This window comes from Tardiphaga sp. (genome assembly GCF_041424195.1).
Classification (GTDB): domain Bacteria; phylum Pseudomonadota; class Alphaproteobacteria; order Rhizobiales; family Xanthobacteraceae; genus Tardiphaga.
In genome coordinates this window covers 1-14801 of sequence record NZ_JBGMOE010000049.1, presented here as the reverse complement: position 1 = coordinate 14801, position 14801 = coordinate 1, and the positions used below count along the sequence as shown (strand labels likewise).

22 protein-coding genes are annotated in these 14801 nt (G+C 61.5%); 17 read left to right on the top strand and 5 right to left on the bottom strand.

Annotated elements, in window-relative coordinates:
- The first annotated feature begins 56 nt into the window (after positions 1 to 56).
- The 5 genes from ACEK02_RS07990 to ACEK02_RS07970 all read left to right on the top strand — a co-directional run bounded on the left by ACEK02_RS07990 (position 57) and on the right by ACEK02_RS07970 (position 2363).
- Positions 57 to 977: a hypothetical protein gene (locus tag ACEK02_RS07990; protein WP_371421254.1), complete on the top strand. Its 921-nt coding sequence runs from the start codon at positions 57 to 59 to the stop codon at positions 975 to 977.
- Between the two features lie 151 nt (positions 978 to 1128).
- Positions 1129 to 1530: a hypothetical protein gene (locus tag ACEK02_RS07985; protein ID WP_371421253.1), complete on the top strand. Its 402-nt coding sequence runs from the start codon at positions 1129 to 1131 to the stop codon at positions 1528 to 1530.
- Between the two features lie 25 nt (positions 1531 to 1555).
- Positions 1556 to 1714, top strand: coding sequence for a hypothetical protein (locus ACEK02_RS07980; protein WP_371421252.1), 159 nt, complete (start codon positions 1556 to 1558; stop codon positions 1712 to 1714).
- Between the two features lie 107 nt (positions 1715 to 1821).
- Positions 1822 to 2070: a type II toxin-antitoxin system ParD family antitoxin gene (locus ACEK02_RS07975; protein ID WP_126066473.1), complete on the top strand. Its 249-nt coding sequence runs from the start codon at positions 1822 to 1824 to the stop codon at positions 2068 to 2070.
- On the top strand, positions 2067 to 2363 hold the full coding sequence (locus ACEK02_RS07970; protein WP_371421251.1) for a type II toxin-antitoxin system RelE/ParE family toxin: 297 nt from the start codon (positions 2067 to 2069) through the stop codon (positions 2361 to 2363). Before ACEK02_RS07975 ends, ACEK02_RS07970 begins: the two co-directional genes overlap by 4 nt.
- A gap of 47 nt (positions 2364 to 2410) precedes the next feature.
- Here ACEK02_RS07970 and ACEK02_RS07965 read toward each other — a convergent pair whose 3' ends face one another.
- Complete coding sequence (locus ACEK02_RS07965) at positions 2411 to 3610, bottom strand: tyrosine-type recombinase/integrase (protein ID WP_371421250.1); 1200 nt, start codon at positions 3608 to 3610, stop codon at positions 2411 to 2413.
- Between the two features lie 30 nt (positions 3611 to 3640).
- On the opposite strand from ACEK02_RS07965, the gene ACEK02_RS07960 reads away from it, so the two are divergent.
- Both ACEK02_RS07960 and ACEK02_RS07955 read left to right on the top strand, forming a co-directional pair.
- A complete protein-coding gene (locus tag ACEK02_RS07960) occupies positions 3641 to 3808 on the top strand; it encodes a hypothetical protein (RefSeq protein WP_371421249.1) in 168 nt (55 codons plus the stop codon).
- 153 nt (positions 3809 to 3961) lie between these two features.
- The gene (locus ACEK02_RS07955; protein ID WP_371421248.1) at positions 3962 to 4438 is read left to right on the top strand and encodes a hypothetical protein; all 477 of its coding nucleotides are present in this window, start codon (positions 3962 to 3964) and stop codon (positions 4436 to 4438) included.
- A gap of 192 nt (positions 4439 to 4630) precedes the next feature.
- On the opposite strand, the gene ACEK02_RS07950 is transcribed toward ACEK02_RS07955, so the two are convergent.
- Together ACEK02_RS07950 and ACEK02_RS07945 are read right to left on the bottom strand one after the other, a co-directional pair.
- On the bottom strand, positions 4631 to 5137 hold the full coding sequence (locus ACEK02_RS07950) for a GNAT family N-acetyltransferase (RefSeq protein ID WP_371421247.1): 507 nt from the start codon (positions 5135 to 5137) through the stop codon (positions 4631 to 4633).
- Positions 5138 to 5143: 6 nt separating this feature from the next.
- Positions 5144 to 5425, bottom strand: coding sequence for a DUF1778 domain-containing protein (locus tag ACEK02_RS07945; protein WP_371421246.1), 282 nt, complete (start codon positions 5423 to 5425; stop codon positions 5144 to 5146).
- 312 nt (positions 5426 to 5737) lie between these two features.
- Here ACEK02_RS07945 and ACEK02_RS07940 point away from each other — a divergent pair, with 312 nt between their 5' ends.
- From ACEK02_RS07940 to ACEK02_RS07925, 4 genes are read left to right on the top strand one after another with little or no spacing between them, the layout of a single operon-like run.
- Entirely contained in the window at positions 5738 to 6040 is a 303-nt protein-coding gene (locus ACEK02_RS07940) for a hypothetical protein (protein WP_371421245.1), read from the top strand.
- Between the two features lie 2 nt (positions 6041 to 6042).
- The gene (locus ACEK02_RS07935; protein WP_371421244.1) at positions 6043 to 6306 is read left to right on the top strand and encodes a hypothetical protein; all 264 of its coding nucleotides are present in this window, start codon (positions 6043 to 6045) and stop codon (positions 6304 to 6306) included.
- Between the two features lie 4 nt (positions 6307 to 6310).
- On the top strand, positions 6311 to 7012 hold the full coding sequence (locus ACEK02_RS07930; RefSeq protein ID WP_371421243.1) for a nucleotidyl transferase AbiEii/AbiGii toxin family protein: 702 nt from the start codon (positions 6311 to 6313) through the stop codon (positions 7010 to 7012).
- Between the two features lie 45 nt (positions 7013 to 7057).
- Positions 7058 to 7954 (top strand): abortive infection family protein, encoded by an 897-nt coding sequence (locus ACEK02_RS07925; RefSeq protein WP_371421242.1) that lies wholly within the window; start codon positions 7058 to 7060, stop codon positions 7952 to 7954.
- On the opposite strand, the gene ACEK02_RS07920 is transcribed toward ACEK02_RS07925, so the two are convergent.
- Positions 7951 to 8562, bottom strand: a complete 612-nt coding sequence (locus tag ACEK02_RS07920; protein WP_371421241.1) for a hypothetical protein — start codon at positions 8560 to 8562, stop codon at positions 7951 to 7953. The two genes, ACEK02_RS07925 and ACEK02_RS07920, sit on opposite strands and share 4 nt — an antisense overlap.
- A 139-nt stretch (positions 8563 to 8701) precedes the next feature.
- On the opposite strand from ACEK02_RS07920, the gene ACEK02_RS07915 reads away from it, so the two are divergent.
- From ACEK02_RS07915 to ACEK02_RS07905, 3 genes are all read left to right on the top strand, one after another.
- Positions 8702 to 9025 carry an AtpZ/AtpI family protein gene (locus tag ACEK02_RS07915; RefSeq protein ID WP_371421240.1) on the top strand — a complete coding sequence of 108 codons (324 nt, stop codon included), beginning with the start codon at positions 8702 to 8704 and terminating at the stop codon, positions 9023 to 9025.
- Positions 9026 to 9344: 319 nt separating this feature from the next.
- Positions 9345 to 10304 carry a hypothetical protein gene (locus tag ACEK02_RS07910; RefSeq protein WP_371421239.1) on the top strand — a complete coding sequence of 320 codons (960 nt, stop codon included), beginning with the start codon at positions 9345 to 9347 and terminating at the stop codon, positions 10302 to 10304.
- A gap of 229 nt (positions 10305 to 10533) precedes the next feature.
- Positions 10534 to 11412, top strand: coding sequence for a conjugal transfer protein TraG N-terminal domain-containing protein (locus tag ACEK02_RS07905; protein ID WP_371421238.1), 879 nt, complete (start codon positions 10534 to 10536; stop codon positions 11410 to 11412).
- A gap of 271 nt (positions 11413 to 11683) precedes the next feature.
- On the opposite strand, the gene ACEK02_RS07900 is transcribed toward ACEK02_RS07905, so the two are convergent.
- A complete protein-coding gene (locus ACEK02_RS07900; RefSeq protein WP_371421237.1) occupies positions 11684 to 11893 on the bottom strand; it encodes a hypothetical protein in 210 nt (69 codons plus the stop codon).
- A 241-nt stretch (positions 11894 to 12134) separates the two neighbouring features.
- Between ACEK02_RS07900 and ACEK02_RS07895 the strand changes: the two genes are divergently transcribed.
- The 3 genes from ACEK02_RS07895 to ACEK02_RS07885 all read left to right on the top strand — a co-directional run bounded on the left by ACEK02_RS07895 (position 12135) and on the right by ACEK02_RS07885 (position 14751).
- Entirely contained in the window at positions 12135 to 12788 is a 654-nt protein-coding gene (locus tag ACEK02_RS07895; protein ID WP_371421236.1) for a hypothetical protein, read from the top strand.
- Positions 12781 to 13539, top strand: a complete 759-nt coding sequence (locus tag ACEK02_RS07890; protein ID WP_371421235.1) for an RES family NAD+ phosphorylase — start codon at positions 12781 to 12783, stop codon at positions 13537 to 13539. The genes ACEK02_RS07895 and ACEK02_RS07890 overlap by 8 nt, the downstream gene beginning before the upstream one ends.
- A 282-nt stretch (positions 13540 to 13821) precedes the next feature.
- Complete coding sequence (locus ACEK02_RS07885; RefSeq protein ID WP_371421234.1) at positions 13822 to 14751, top strand: IS110 family transposase; 930 nt, start codon at positions 13822 to 13824, stop codon at positions 14749 to 14751.
- Positions 14752 to 14801 lie beyond the last annotated feature (50 nt).

The following is a 14801-nucleotide window of genomic DNA, read 5'->3' as shown; positions in this document are numbered from 1 at the left end:
AACTGGCCCCTTTTTAAACCGGTGCCTGGCCCGTTTTTATCCCGGTGTTGACAGAAATGACCAAACGACCGAACGCCTACAAAACATTGGCTGTCTATCTGGCGCCGGACGACGCGGTGGAGGGCGCGCGGCAGATCGATGCAGCGATCCTCGCGCTGCAACGTGCCCGCTATCGTCCGCACAATCTTCACCGCGCGGTGTTCTGGCTTGCTTTGATCCTGCTTGCTCTCAGCATGACTATTCTGGTCGCGCAGATCGCGTGCTGGCTCGACCCTCTGCTGTGGCGTACGCTTCTTGGTATCTTCGCCGTCGCAGTACCGATCCTGGCCGCCAAGCTGCTGTTCATCGGAGCCTTCCTTTACCTCATTTTCTACTGCACCCAAGAACGTGTCGAGGACTATGGGCCGCTGCCACAGCCTCCCCCACCGATTTACGAGTGGCTGATCGCGCACGGCAAATCCGATCTTCGTTACTGGCATGAAATCTATTGGCCGTACCCAAAGCTTCTGGCGCACCGTAAAGAGCTTCTGGGCTTTGTCTTTTGGCGCAAGAACCCCCGACCCGCTGACCAGTGTGCGGCGATCACCGCTCGGTTTCAGGCTGCTTGGACCCGGCCCGATGCAAATCGGGCCTATCTTGAGAGCGTGCAAGGGCGCGCGGATAGCGAGGCTTACCTAGTGAGCTTCGAGCATCGCATCGATGCCTGGCGCCGCCTTTGTTTTAAAAGTGCCCTTGTCCTTTTGGCGGTGGTCGGTTTCCTCATTTGGCTTCCCGATTATCCGCCGACCGCGGGAGGCCGCTTGTTGCGTGTTGGCGTGATGCTTACCTTCATGCTGCTGTCGATGTCACTCGCCTTTGGATTCGCGACCGTACCCATGCACTGGCTTCCGGCGGGCCTCCGTCGCTACTGGTTTCGGGATTTGCCGCCGGAGGCTACGCGATTTCGCGACCATATGATCGCGCTCTACAGCTATTAATCCGCGCGGACAGTAGGCGTGCTCGGCCATCGGGATTGATGACCGCGACTATATGTGCAAGCGCTATCGGACACGAGCCAGCCGAACGACCGGCTGACCGCGTGCTCCGCAGAGCTTTATTAGTGCTGCTCCCATGCTGTAACGGGTGGGTATGAAAAACCGGATTCCGCTCGACCCCAAGCTGCCGAAGTTCTTCGACTCCACGCCGAACGAGCAGCGCAGCAAGGCCCAACTAGACGCATGGTGGGATCACCCATTCGGGGTGTCGATGGCCGACGGCCGTATCGACGTTAGATGCTTGAACGGTGGGGCTTGGGATCGGTCTACGCATCTCGGCATGGCCGACGACTACGACGCGGCTTGCGCGCTGGCCGAAGCCAAACAAGCCGATTGGCTGCGCTTCCGCGAACGGCCGGTTGTAAGCTTTCAGGACGGGCAAATTCTGCTTCTGAAGATGCCGCAACGGCCCGACGAAGATATGATGACGGTAGGCACGTTCGCCACGGACGAGGCCGCGAATGAATACCTCCGCGCGAACTATCCTCAGAATTGAAGAGGGATTCTTGTTTGCGAGACACGTGGACAGCCTGAGCTATTATGAGGAACGGGCGCGCCGGGAGGAAGCGGCGGCCGAAGCCGCAAACAATCCGCAGATCGCTTCTGTGCATCGGCTACTGACGATCGAATATACCGCCGAGGCTCACGAGCTGCGTAAGCAATTGGCGACGAAGGTCTGAGAGAGATGCGGGGGAAGGGGCTGCGCTTGTCGATCCCTGGGTTGCCGCAAGCTCCTGCTTTATCAACAGTTGATAAGGTGCTATCCGCTGGTCAAGGAGACTCGACTATGATCAGCGCCGATCTTGGGCAACAGCTCGAGCGCTTCGTCGCCCACCTCGTTGAAACGGGGCGTTACAATTCAAAAAGCGAGGTGCTGCGCGAAGGGGTGCGGCTCATTCAAGACCGGGAAACCAGGCTCGCGGCGCTGGATGCGTCGATCGCCCGCGGGCTGGCCGATGCCGACGCGGGCCGTACCGCGCCTGCGGAAAGTGTTTTTGACCGGCTTGAGGCGAAATATCGTGCGACGGGCGAATGATCGTCCATCTGTCGGAGGAAGCCGAGCAGGATCTTGAGCGCATCGCTGACTATATCGCGCTGGACAGCCAGGCACGCGCCCTTAGCTTCCTCCAGGAATTGCGCGGCAAATGTCTCGCGCTTGCCGATATGCCGGAACGCTTCCCGCTGGTGCCTCGCTACGAAGCATCGGGCGTGCGACGGCGCGGACATGGCAACTATCTGATTTTTTATCGCGTGGAGCCGGAGAAGGTCGTGATCGTCCACATCCTCCACGGCGCCCAGGACTACACCGCGATCCTTTTCCCGAACTGACGCGCGAACATTCAGCGGTCTGACCGCGAGATCGTCGGCAGTTATCATCAACCGCGGACGCGTGATAGAACGCGGGCGGCGACGTTGCTGCGCACGGCGAGTTTCCTGCCGTATCGCAGGGCCGTCGTTGGCGAGCTCCAACGAAGTGCCTGGGCAATGCTGGTGCCATCTTCCCCAGCCGCGAACAGATCCTGGGTCAGACCGACGCGCAGCGAATGGGTCGACAGGGCTTTCACCGCGTCGTCCAGCTTGCCTGCGGGCAAGGTCACCAGCCCCAACTCATAGGCAGCATAGGCCACGCGGCGATAGATCCCGTTGACACCCTGCCGGGTCAGCGGTGCCGTCCCTATGGTATAGGTTGTTCGCGCCAGCGCGGCCTCCGGTTCCGACTGGCGCGCCCGCCTGCGATCGACACCGACCCTCCGGAAAAGCGGTCCCTCCTCGATACCGCTGGCGTCCTCCCAAGCGCGAACCCGTCGCATGGTTTCGGCCGATAGCCATGCCCAGGCGCCCTCCTGCTCCTGGTCGGTCTTGGAGAAGGGGATGAACAGCGTCGCCGAGCCATCCTCCTGGGGATCGATATGCAGATCTTCCACCCCAGAGAGTTCGCTGACCCGCAAGCCCGCATCATAGCCGAGCGAGAGCAGGGCGGCGTCGCGCAGCCCCTGCAAATCGCCGCCACAGGCGTCGAGCAGCGCCGCCAGGGTGAACCCCTTGGCGAGATGGGGATCGAGCGCCTTTCCCAGCCGCAAGGGGGCGGCCTGGCGCTGTCTTGCGCCTCGGCGCCGACGGACGGCCTTGAGCGCCGCCCGCACGATCGGCGCGTCGGTCGGCGCGGTGTCGCCGGCCAATCCCACCATGCGGTGGACCGCGCCGAGGCTCGCGATGCGCCGGGCCAATGTGGCGGGCTTCTTGCCCCTGGCGTCGAGCGCGTTCAAATAGCGCACCATATCCTCGGGATCGGCCGGCAAGGGTGTGCGGCCTTCCTCGCTGCACCAGTCGCGCCAGCAGTCGAGATCGGCGGCGATCGCCGCTTTCGATGCGTCAGCCATGGCCGCCAGCGTGGTTTCGAGCCCGAGCCGGCTGATCGGCGGCAGATCGGCTGGAACGATACCGCTGATCGTGCGGAGCAGCCGCATGTCGATACTTTCTGCATCCGCCTTGCGCGAACGCCGTGGGAGCGTCGTTCCCGCGGTCTTGACGATGATGATCTCGCTCTCGGAGGATCTTGCGGAATTTTCGGTCATTGTTCGCTATATGTCTGGCTGGAGGATGTGATGCAGCTCAACTCGGCACAAGCGTTGAAACTGGGCCGTGAGGTTCATGAAACCTTCGGGAGCTGGCGGAAGGCGCGCGAGGCGGCTGTCCAGCGCAATGGCGTCTATGTCATCGACCGCGAGAAGATTCGCGCCGCGAAGGCCGAGAAAACCGCCAAGACGGCCTGAGCCGTCATGACATTCGGCTATGCGCTGCTCGGCGCGCTGGTTTTGCTGCTGCCGGGCTTCGCCGGCTATTTCTGACTTCGCATAGGGGAGGCGCGCGATTTCGTCTCGCCGCGGCCGGATCGGCCGAACTCCAATCTGACCATCTTCCTGGTCGTGGCGCTGGCGCTCGGGGCGCATGTCCTTGGCGCCGACATCTTCGCGCTCAACGAGCTGATCGCGACCTGGAAACCTCTCATCACGTTGTCCTACGAACCCAACCCCTATAAGGCGCTGCTCAGCGGCCACGCGTCGCAGGGACTGTCCTCGCTCGCGATCGAACTGGAACTGCTGTTTTTCCTCGGGCTGGCGATCGCAATGGGCTGGCTCTGCGAGAAAGTGGCGCGCGTGTCGCCGATCACGGCCCGAGCCGATCCCTTGCGCTTCGGATGGCTGTTGCCAATCGTCCAGAAGGTCGAGGCCGGCGGTCATGTTGCGGTTGGCTATGTGCGCACGACCAGCGGTCATGACGGTGCCTGGATCGCCTATGAAGGTAGCGTTCGGCGCCTGACGCTCGACGAGGATGACGGCGTTCGCATGGTCGTGCTCGAGCAAGTCGAACTGTTCGAGGTTCCCGAGCTTGGGGCCGACTGACGCCAGCGGCCGCGTAGCACACGGTGCCTGCGGCACAAAGCGCGGTACAAATGTGCCGCGTGATTGCTGCACTTTCCTCATTCGCAGAATTTACCCCTTCCCCGCCGTGATTGCGGCAATATACTTACCATAACCTCTCATTATGGTAAGTGAGAAAATCGCGCGGGGAGGGCGCGTTTCAGCGCTTTTCGGTTAGTGCGCAGGCGATAGCGTTGCGCGAATATCGGCGATCGACCGCATCAGCACGGATGGGTCGTCGCGCGCCGGGGTGAAGCCCCAGCTCTGCCAAAACTGTTCGGCTTCCGCGTCGATCGCCCGAACGACGACCGCACGCCCGCCGATGATCTCGGCGCCGGCCAGGCATCGCCGCAGAGCGTCCGTCACCAGCGCTGAACCCATACCTTGGCCATGATAGCGATGGTCGATAGCGAGCTGGCCGATCAGCAGACACGGTATCGGGTCAGGCAGCCGCCCGGTCCGGATACGGCGCGGCGCGCCCGCAGCATCCAATGCGCTCGGCGCAAGCCCATAATAGCCGACAACGCGATTGTCTTCGTGCACCACCATCACGCGCGTGAAGTCGTTTCGCTGATTGGCTTTGGCATAGGACTTGAGCCACTCATCCAACGCCGGCTTGCCGCAGGCGAACTCGTCGAGCAAATGAGTGTCGCGCAGCGGTTCGACAGTAGAAAGGCTCACCTTGGATCAGGCCCAGGGCGCCTTGCGCTGCAGGCGTTCCTGCGCCTTGGGCGGCAGCGGGGTCACGGGCCCTTCGATCGCGGCAAGGAAGTCAGTGTAGGTTTCATCCGAAATCCGCACAACGCTTTCCCTGAGCATGGCCACCTGGGCATCATGCAAAGCCGCTCGACGCACGAACTCTGTCCGAGATAGCCCGCGCATCGCCGCTCCGCGATCGATGATCGCAAGATCGTCGTTGCGAAAACGCATCGACACCGGGGTTTCCTTCTTCGCGCTTGCAGCGGCCACGACACAATCCTCAATGTAATGCGTTCGTATATACGCGGGCGCACCTGAATTGCAAGACGACGCTGCCTTCATGGGATGATTGCCGTCCCGCGATCGACGGAAAAAGGCCCACCTTTCGGCGGGCTTTTGATATCCTTAAGCAATGAGGGGGGCGTGAGCCCGCGTTCTCAAAGCCGACCACCTTTACATAGAGCTGTTGACGGGATCGTAAATAGCCTCCGACAGGACGCCCAAATTGCCCTTTTCGCAGAACGAGATACATGACTGCCCCTCGTTATCTCTTCGCCTCGCTTCGCCACCTATCAGCAGGCGATGGGCAATGACCGGGAGAAAGCACTCGCGCTCCACGAATGGAATCTCGATCTTTCCGGAGCGTTGATCGTACCACTTCAGGTGTGCGAGGTCGCGGTTCGTAATGGTGTTGCGGAGGCGATCGAGCGCGTCCACAGAACGAACTGGCCTTGGAACAACGGCTTCATCCGAAGCCTGCCCCGCCCCAAGAGCCGGTCCCGCTACAATCCGCTTAGCCGGATGGCAGATTGGCGGCGTTCTTGTTTTGATAACGCCGAAGCGCTATATGCGCTGAACGATCCACGAGATCATGGTACAGGTTAGAAATGGCAAAGGCAGCAAGCTTGGTGTTGGCGACGGTGAACGCTCCTTATGGGGCGAACCTTTCCGCGCATCAACTCGCTGCACTGATCGCCGACCCCAAGAGCGCGAGCGACTTCAACGCGCCCGTGTTCTCCTTCTTCTCGGAAGTAAGCCCGGCTCTGCAGCTGCAGTTCGTCGAGGAAATGGGTGCCGATGCCGACAAGGTCTGCGCGGTCGCGGGCCAGTTCTCCCACCTGTCGGGCTACGCGCTCCCGCTGGCGGCGTAAACGCATGGTCGAGCGGGGCCCAAGCCAGTGGCCGGTCCTGTTCGATCTCGCGATGGAAATCTTCGGCCAATTCGAGAAGAGTGTCGGCTTCATGCCCTCCTGGAGCTTCGGTGGCGGGACGGCGCTCATGCTTCAGATCGATCATCGTGAAAGCCACGACATCGATATCTTCCTCGATGACCCGCAAATCCTGCCCTTCCTCAATCCCGAGGTCCAGGATTTCGCGATGACCCGTCGGCCGGACGAATATAAGAGCGACGGAACGCAGGCGCTCAAACTGGCCTATGACGAACTGGGTGAGATCGACTTTATTTGCTCATCCGCCATCCTCGATGTTCCCAGTGAACGTCACGATGTAAGGGGGCGGACGGTCGACCTTGAAACTCCGGCCGAGATTGCAGCTAAGAAGGTGTATTTCCGAGGCTGGAACCTGCAGCCACGCGACATGTTCGACCTGGCTGCCATCGCCGAGCACCATGGTGACCACTATGTCGTGTCGGCATTGCGCGAATGCGGTCACGACCGCTGCCGCAAGGCGTTGGAAGTCGTGGAGAGGGTCAACCCGAAAGCTGTTGAGACGGTGATCGGGCAGCTGCTCTACCGAGAGAAGAACAGGCATCTGGTCGCGGATGCGCAGGCGATTACGCTTCGAATTTTGACGGCATCACTGACCGACGAGGCAGAGCATGTCGGCAGTGAAGATTGAAGGTTGCCAGAGGGCGTCAGGCTTGACGCGCTTGGCATCCAAGCCATGAACGGCAAATTCTCTCCCTTCGTCATCAAGGCGCTGGTCGACATGATCACCGGCGGCGCCGGCAACGACAACAGCCCGGCGATCGGGATCTATCGCTCCGGGCCGAAGATCGAGCAATTCTTCCTCGATTGCGGCCTCGACATGCGGATTGGCGCGAATTCCCGCGTGCCGGCGACGACGGATTTCCTGCGCCAGACTGCCAATCATTACGATGGCCAAGGCGACCTTTATATCACCCGCATCATCGAGAAGGTCTGCGATCCGCGCGAGTATCTCGCGGAGCCGGACAAGGCGGTCGCCGTGCGCGAGCATTTGAACAGGGCGCTCGGCGCCGACGAACTGGCAGTGGTCGTCGTGGGCGGCAAGGCTGTCCTGACCAGACGCCAGAGTTCCGGGACGATCGTCGAACCCTTTATCCAGAAAGTCGCGACGCTCGACTTCGACACCGTGCAGATGGAGATCGCACGCGCGCTCCCCAATCTTCAGGACGACCCGGAGGATGCGGTCACCGCCGCCTGCTCGCTCATCGAGGCAGTCTGCCGCTCCATCCTGATCGAGCTCGGACTGCCCTTGCCAGCGAAGAAGGACATCGACGGCCTTATCCGCGCTATCCAGGAACCATTGAACCTTTCTCCGGGCCGCACCGACCTGCCTCCTGCAATCGAGGGCGATATCCGCCAGATCCTGAGCGGTCTGACGTCGGTCGCAAAGGGCATAGGCGCGCTACGAACGCATGGCGGTGATGCTCATGGGCGCGAAAAGGGTTTCCGGCGGATCGATCCACGCATCGCGCGTCTGGCGATCAACGCGGCCAGCTCGCTGGCCTTGTTCCTGATCGAAACCTGGGAGCGCCAGGAAAAGCGCGCGCTCCCGCAGCACGCGCAGGATATCTAGCCGGAGGCGCGGGCTGCCGTTGCCCGCGGTTGCCCATGCGCGCCGCGGACATAGGGTTGCCGCCGGTTCTCGCTGATGGCCAAGCCCGGGTGGAGCGCCGCCCGCACCGCATCCGTCACGGTGTAGACCGCGTGGCGCTGGGCGCCGCGATTTTCATGATCCACGAAGAAGCCCTGGTAGTGCCGCGTGATGAGGCCGGCCTTCACCAGCTCCGATACGGCTCGGCTGATCGCCGTCATGCCGGTTTCACGCGCACGTTCGCTGACTTCCGCTTCGACCAGGCGATCGGCTTCGGCCGGGTTTCCCGGAAGCTCACCCCTGACCGCGAGCGCAGCGCGGACCTTGTCTGCGGTTGCGCGGCGCTGATGATGGCGCGCGCCGCTCGGTGCGATCGTCGCGGCCAGCCATTCGCGGATCGGCACGAGCGCCTCGCCCGCGCGAACGAGCGGTCCCGCCTGCCCGTTCGCGCGGGCAACCCGCGCGATGAGGTCGAGCACCATGAAGGTGTAGCGCGGCCGCGCGGAATGCTCCGCGATGATGCGAACGATGTCGGGCATGCCTGCCGTCCGCTGGGATGCCGCCGACGCAAAGAGGTCCTGCTGGATCATGGAACGAATCAAGCACAAAGCCGGACTCTTGTGAATCCCCCAAATGCTCATGGAAACGACGGACGGTGCTTTTGCCATCCGTGTCACTTTACCCGAGCCCGACATTTATGTCGTCCTCACACCATGTTAGACCGGCCCTGTGAGCAATAATCAATCAGACCCCGAAATTGTTGGCGAGGATCCTCGGCTGGACGAGCTCAAGGATCGGCTCGATGCGGCTCATTCGACCGAGGAGGAGCGAACCTGCCCTGCCGCTACCGGCACCGATGCCAACTACAGCCTTGGCAATCGTGTGCTGGCGGAGCTCCTCGGGGGCATTGGTGGCGGCGCCCTTCTGGGCTGGCTCATCGACAGGTTCGCCGGCACCGCCCCTTGGGGCCTGCTCATCGTGATGGCCGTCGGCATCGTCGTCGCCTTCGTGAACATCATACGGATATCGAACCGCAAGCCCGATGGGTCGTAAGTTTGCCATCTACGTCACTTTACCCGGCGCGAGGTAAAGTGACACAGTTGGCACTAATGCAAGCGGCCCCCGCCATGCCCCCGGAGACCAAAATGGCCGATTTCAGCGTCAAATATTACGAGCAGCGTACCACGGACGAATATCGTGCGGCCGAGCGGTCGACCTGCCCGGAGATCTCGCTCGATGGCGCGCCGATATGCGGAAATGGCACGAAAGACGCGCCGGGCCAGCGGAGCCGCCCGCTGCCAAGAGCATCCGGTTCTCGGCCTCAGGATCACCAGCCGCTGATATTTGAGGAAGACGCCAGGCAGGCCGGGACATGGATATCGAAGATCTGCGCCAACTCGACGTCCGGCTCCATGGACTGCATCGCGCCGACGCGGCCTACACGCTCTATTATGACGAGACGAACAACATCCGCCGTTTGCATGTCACGGCCGACGGTCTGAACGTCGCCGAGCCGGGATGTTTCGTCCTCGCCGGCGTCGCCCATCGAGGTGCGCGCAAAGTGATCGACATCGCGCCTTTGCGCGCTGCTCTCAAACTGCAGCCCAGCACCAGGGAGATGAAGCTTGCGCATATCGGCAAAGGCAATTTTCTCGACCTGCTGCGCTCGCGGCGCCTGGGCATCGTTCTCGACTGGATCGCGGAAAGCGGCCTGCCGCCGGAGAAGGCCGGTGTAAAGTCTTCGGTCGTCAGCTCGGCCAAGCGCCCTATCGCCTGGGTGACGAACCAGTCTTTTTCGACAAAGGCTTCATCGACCGCCAGAGCACCCGCGACCCGGCCGAGCCGATCTTCATCGGGTGCGTTCGAGAATGACATAATTGCCGTCATATCCGATGCGCCGACGGACCCGATCCTTGACCGTTATGATGCGGCCCGTCGGCACCTGCGTCGAGCGACCGCCATTATAGGCCTTCTCGAAGCTCGACGAGGACACCGCCTTGCCGAGCCTGCCCAATGCCTCCGTCGCGAGGCGCTTGATTCCAACGACCGGCGCCGGCTTGCCAGTGAACGGCGATGGCTCCGCCTTGGCGTAGAGACCGTAGCCGATCTGGACGAGCTTGCCGTCCCTGGCCTTTTGACGAAGGGCCCTGCCCACCGCATCATAGCTTCCAAGGTCAGCGAAATCCCCGCGCAGGAAGACGTTGCGCTTCGAGCGGCGCACCTTCTTCTCGATCGCTTCAGCGATCGTACCAAGCGAGGAACCGCGCGTGCTCGCGCTCGCCTTGCGATATCGCCCACGCCCGACCCGCACGACCTTCTTGTCCGCGACTAGCTGCCGCAGAGCGCGTCCGACCGAATCATAGTCGACATCGAGCGCAAAATCCGCGCGACTCAATGTCTCGCCCCCTTCCAAGCGATCTATAATCTGGGTTGCAATCGGCTGCATGACGATGACCAAAATACGGCTCTTACGGCATCTCACATACATTCTTTCACCCAAACTGCAAGATCGCTGATGACAGCTGCAATCCTGAACGGGATGAAGCGCGGAGAGGAAGGCGATGGTCGTGCAGAGCGGGAGCGATCTGAATGTTGAGCAGGACCTTGCCGCGCTGGATGTCGGTGCTGTTCACCGTGTGAGGCGTTCATCCAGATTGACGGAAAATCCACTGCCTGATGGGCTCGATCGTATAAGCGATGCGACGCGCAATTTCGTCGTGCGGGATGCGGAGTTCTCAACCAACCTCGAAAACCACTTCAAGAACTGCGTGTTCGGCGACGTGATGCTCTATCAGAAGTCGCGCACCAACCTCGCGAAGGCACCCGATCTTTGGGCTGCGATCGGGCCGGGCTCGAAAGCGCGCTCGCAGGAATGGCTGGAGCGGCAGGGCGACGGCACGGTCCAGAACTTCATCATCACCTGTCGGCAGGCCTACCAGGCGCTCGACGCGCAATGGGCGCCGATGATCGAGGCCAACGCTCCGCTGTGGGGTAAGGAGGTCTATCCCAAGCTCAGCAACGCCTTTCCTCGCGGCCGGTCTCGCGCGCGGCGCGATTTCGATAGCTGGCCAGTCAATGTCGATGCTTTGCGCCTGCGCAGAATGCGGCGGAGGCGCGCGGCGCTCGAGCAGACGACGGGCAACTATGCCTATGGCAATGTGAGCTGGGCGAATTCGACGTCGAATACGGGGCGCCAGACGGCTGGCGGGTCGGGCGGTCGCGGAGGAGTACCGGGTCGCCTTCCCAGCATAGGCGGGAGCGTCTCAAAATCGGGGTCTCAGACGGATGCGCTAAGGCATGCAACCGACGAAACTCGCGGCACCGACAGCGCCAGCACATCCTCAAGTGGCGTGCGGGACGAACATTCGAACGGCACCGGCGCATCGATGTCTGACGGGACCTACTCGCGCAGTGGAAGCTTCAGCCGGGCATCTGGTTGACGTGAGCCGGCCGAGTGTCCGGAGCGAAGCGGATGTGAGGGCCTCCTACCGGCCGCATGGTCCCGGGCGCTTGCCGGCCGGCCCTGTTGGCGGCGGGGATGTCGGTGCCGCCGCAATCATTGAGGCCGGCAAGGCGGAGCTGAGCGGGGACCGTGCCGCGGCGCAGACGATGCGGGGGCAGCGGGTTCAAGGGTCCGTCGGTCTTGAGCAGGAGGTGAACCGCGACCACGATCGCGGCTTCTTCCAGGACCCCAAGCTGCGCGAATGAGTCTTAGAGAACGTAGAACATCGCCCCGACAAAGCAGGCCATCATAGCATAGGCGAGGGCATAGCCGATCAGACCGCCTCGAGTGGGATTGCTGTTTTCGTCGGTGATCATTCCGATCTCGGGAATCTCTTCCTCAACGATCGCGTAGATGGGACCGCCCGACAAATCCTTCGTTCGTTTGTAAGTTTCAAGATCGAACTTTGGGAAGCGCATGGCCATCTCCTGCCTCGGAGAATGGCCGGTTCGGGCCTTTTCCGCAAGCAAGAGAGAAGGCTCCGGTCCATTCGGCCATCCGATCTCTAAGCTGTCAGGTGCGAGACAGCCCTTCGCTGAGGGTCCGCAAAAGCGCGCTTCTCGTGCGCCCATTGATTATTAAGGTAATCGGTCTATATAGATATCTGTGATATCCAACAGGAGGCCGGTGATGGTCGCTACACACGTCAAAGAGCTAGCCATGCCCGGCATCGAAGGGCTGGCCGGACCCGCCAATGAGGTCCGTGAGCGGTTAAAGGCTGCGCGCGGCGATCAGATTATCGCGCTCAAGCTCGAGAATGCCAACCAGGGATACGCGTTGGAGTTCGCCGAAGCCGTCCGCCTGATCGCTCCGCTGATCGTTGGGAAGCTCGCGACCCGGGAGAGTGCGACGATCGAAAGGCTTGTCGACGTGCTCGTTCCCCAAGTGCCGAGCCCCGAGCATCTTTTGACTGAAGCGCGAATGAACGCTGAGGCCCGCGCGGCTGTTTTGGCGTCGGGAGATTGGCTGAGCGCGGCCCAACTTTCAGAAGTCGCCGGGTTTTCCGGGCAGAATGCGAGCGCCCAGCCCAACAGGTGGAAGCGCGAGGGTCGGATTTTCGCGCTTCGACGTAACGGCAGCGATTTTTATCCGGGCTACGCCCTTGACCCCGATGCCGACTATCGGCCTATCGCCGGGTTAGCGCCCGTCCTGAGCGTTTTCGGAGACGAACTCGATGACTGGGACGTCGCGATCTGGTTTGCCTCAGCGAACAGTTTCCTCGGAGGCGCGGCGCCGAAAGATCTGCTCGCCCGGGCGCCTGACCGCGTACTCGCTGCGGCCGAAGATGAGATAGCAGGTGTGCTGCATGGCTAAGGGGAAAACAATTTCCTCGAAGCCGTGCACTCCACGAACCCCTTCCACCCCGACTTCCGCGTCACCCGTCGCGGGAGCCCCGGTTGCTGCCGGTGGGAGCGCACCTCGAACAATTTCTGCTCCGCCGACAAACCTCAACACGTTGGTTAAACGGGCAGCCTGGGCAACGACGGCGGTTATTCATCGAATCCATCCCGACGTCTACAAGGCAGAACAATTCAATCCGGGTCCGATTGGCAATGCCCGCTTCAGCCCGATCTTCGATGCCACAGGCACTTCGATAGCCACGATCTATGGCGGCACAACCTTTGAGTGCGCCGCCATGGAGACAGTTTTTCACGATGTTCCGTTCGGCGCCGGTCTCAAGACCGTCGCCAAACGCAAGCTCAGGAAGCACCACTATTCGCAGGTCACTCCGGCGATCGAATTGATACTCGCCGATCTGAGCAACAAGGCATTGCGCAAGCTCGGCATTCCACGCGGGGACCTCATAGATACCGAAAAGGACCTCTATCCGCAGACGAGGAAGTGGGCGGAGGCGATCCATGCCCAGTGTCCAGACATTCATGGCTTGTGTTGGGTATCGCGACAGGATGACACCGAGCGAGCGATCATATTGTTCGCAGATAGGCTTCCTCCCGCGCCACTGAGCAGTGCCGCGCCGTCGGTCGACATCGTGAGGGACGCGACAACCTACGCAGCACTTGTCAATCTGGCGGACGACATCGGGGTAAAGGTCACCGGGAAATAAGCTTTGACCCTGCTCGATCGGTCGCGCAGACTTGGAAGCTACGCTTTGCCAGGTCGATCGACAGCATGTGTGCGTTCGCCATATCCTCCTCCTTCGTGCGCCACCATGGCGCCAGTCCGCATCATACGATGCCGGGCGAAGGGAGGCATCCACATGGGGTAATCGCGGGAAGCGAGTCGGCTCTGGTCAGTTGGGCATGGAAAGGGGTGGCTGTTCCCCGATAAGATGAAAGTACGGGCTCACGACGCGGTGCCGGGCCCAAGCATCTGATGGAGAACAGCCATGGGAGAATATATCGGCCTCGACGTATCGATGAAAGATACTGCGATCTCGGTTCGGCGCAACGGCGAGCGGGTCTGGCGAGGCAAGTGCGCCTCAGATCCGGAGGCCATTGCTCGGATTGTCCGCAAGCATGCCCAAGAACCAGAGCGAGTTATCTTCGAGACTGGCCCTTTGTCGGTCTGGTTTTACCATGCTCTCCAGGCTGAGAGGTTGCCAGCTATTTGCGTCGATGCGCGTCACGCCAAGGCGGCATTGGACATGGCCGCCAACAAGACCGATGCCAACGATGCAGACGGCTTGGCGCATCTGGCCGAAGTCGGCTTCTATCGTGAGGTTCGGGTAAAGGGCTTCGACAGCATGCTGACCCGAACGCTGGTGGCAGCGCGCACGAAGTTGGTCAGGATCAAGACCGAGATTTCAAACCAAATCCGCGGTCTGATGAAGACTTTCGGCCTCGTCGTACCTGCAGGCAAGGGCAGTACATTCGACGCAAACGTACGCGCCAAGTTGGGCGATAGCTCGGACTTGGCGGGCATCATCTTACCGCTGCTCGAAGCTTGGCGTAGCGTGCGTATGCGCGCCGCCGAACTTACGCGGCGCCTGATTGGCGATGCGCGTCAGAGCGAGGCCTGCCAGCTGCTGATGTCTATCCCAGGCGTCGGCGTCGTCACTGCCACCGCCTTTGCGACGGCCGTGGAAGATCCAGCCAACTTCCGAACGTCGCGATCCGTCGGCGCTTGGCTCGGCCTGACCACACGACGATACCAATCAGGCCAGGTGGACTACAATGGGCACATCTCCAGGCGCGGAGATCATCAGGTGCGAAACCTTCTGTACGAAGCGGCCTGCGTCATCCTGACCCGCAGCTCGGCTGAAAGTGCCTTGCGAGACTGGGGCCTCAAGCTCCGAGAACGTGTCGGCTTTAAGTAGAGTCAGACGTGGGCGCTGTGGGGTGTCTCCACCGCCAGTTTCCCACGCCT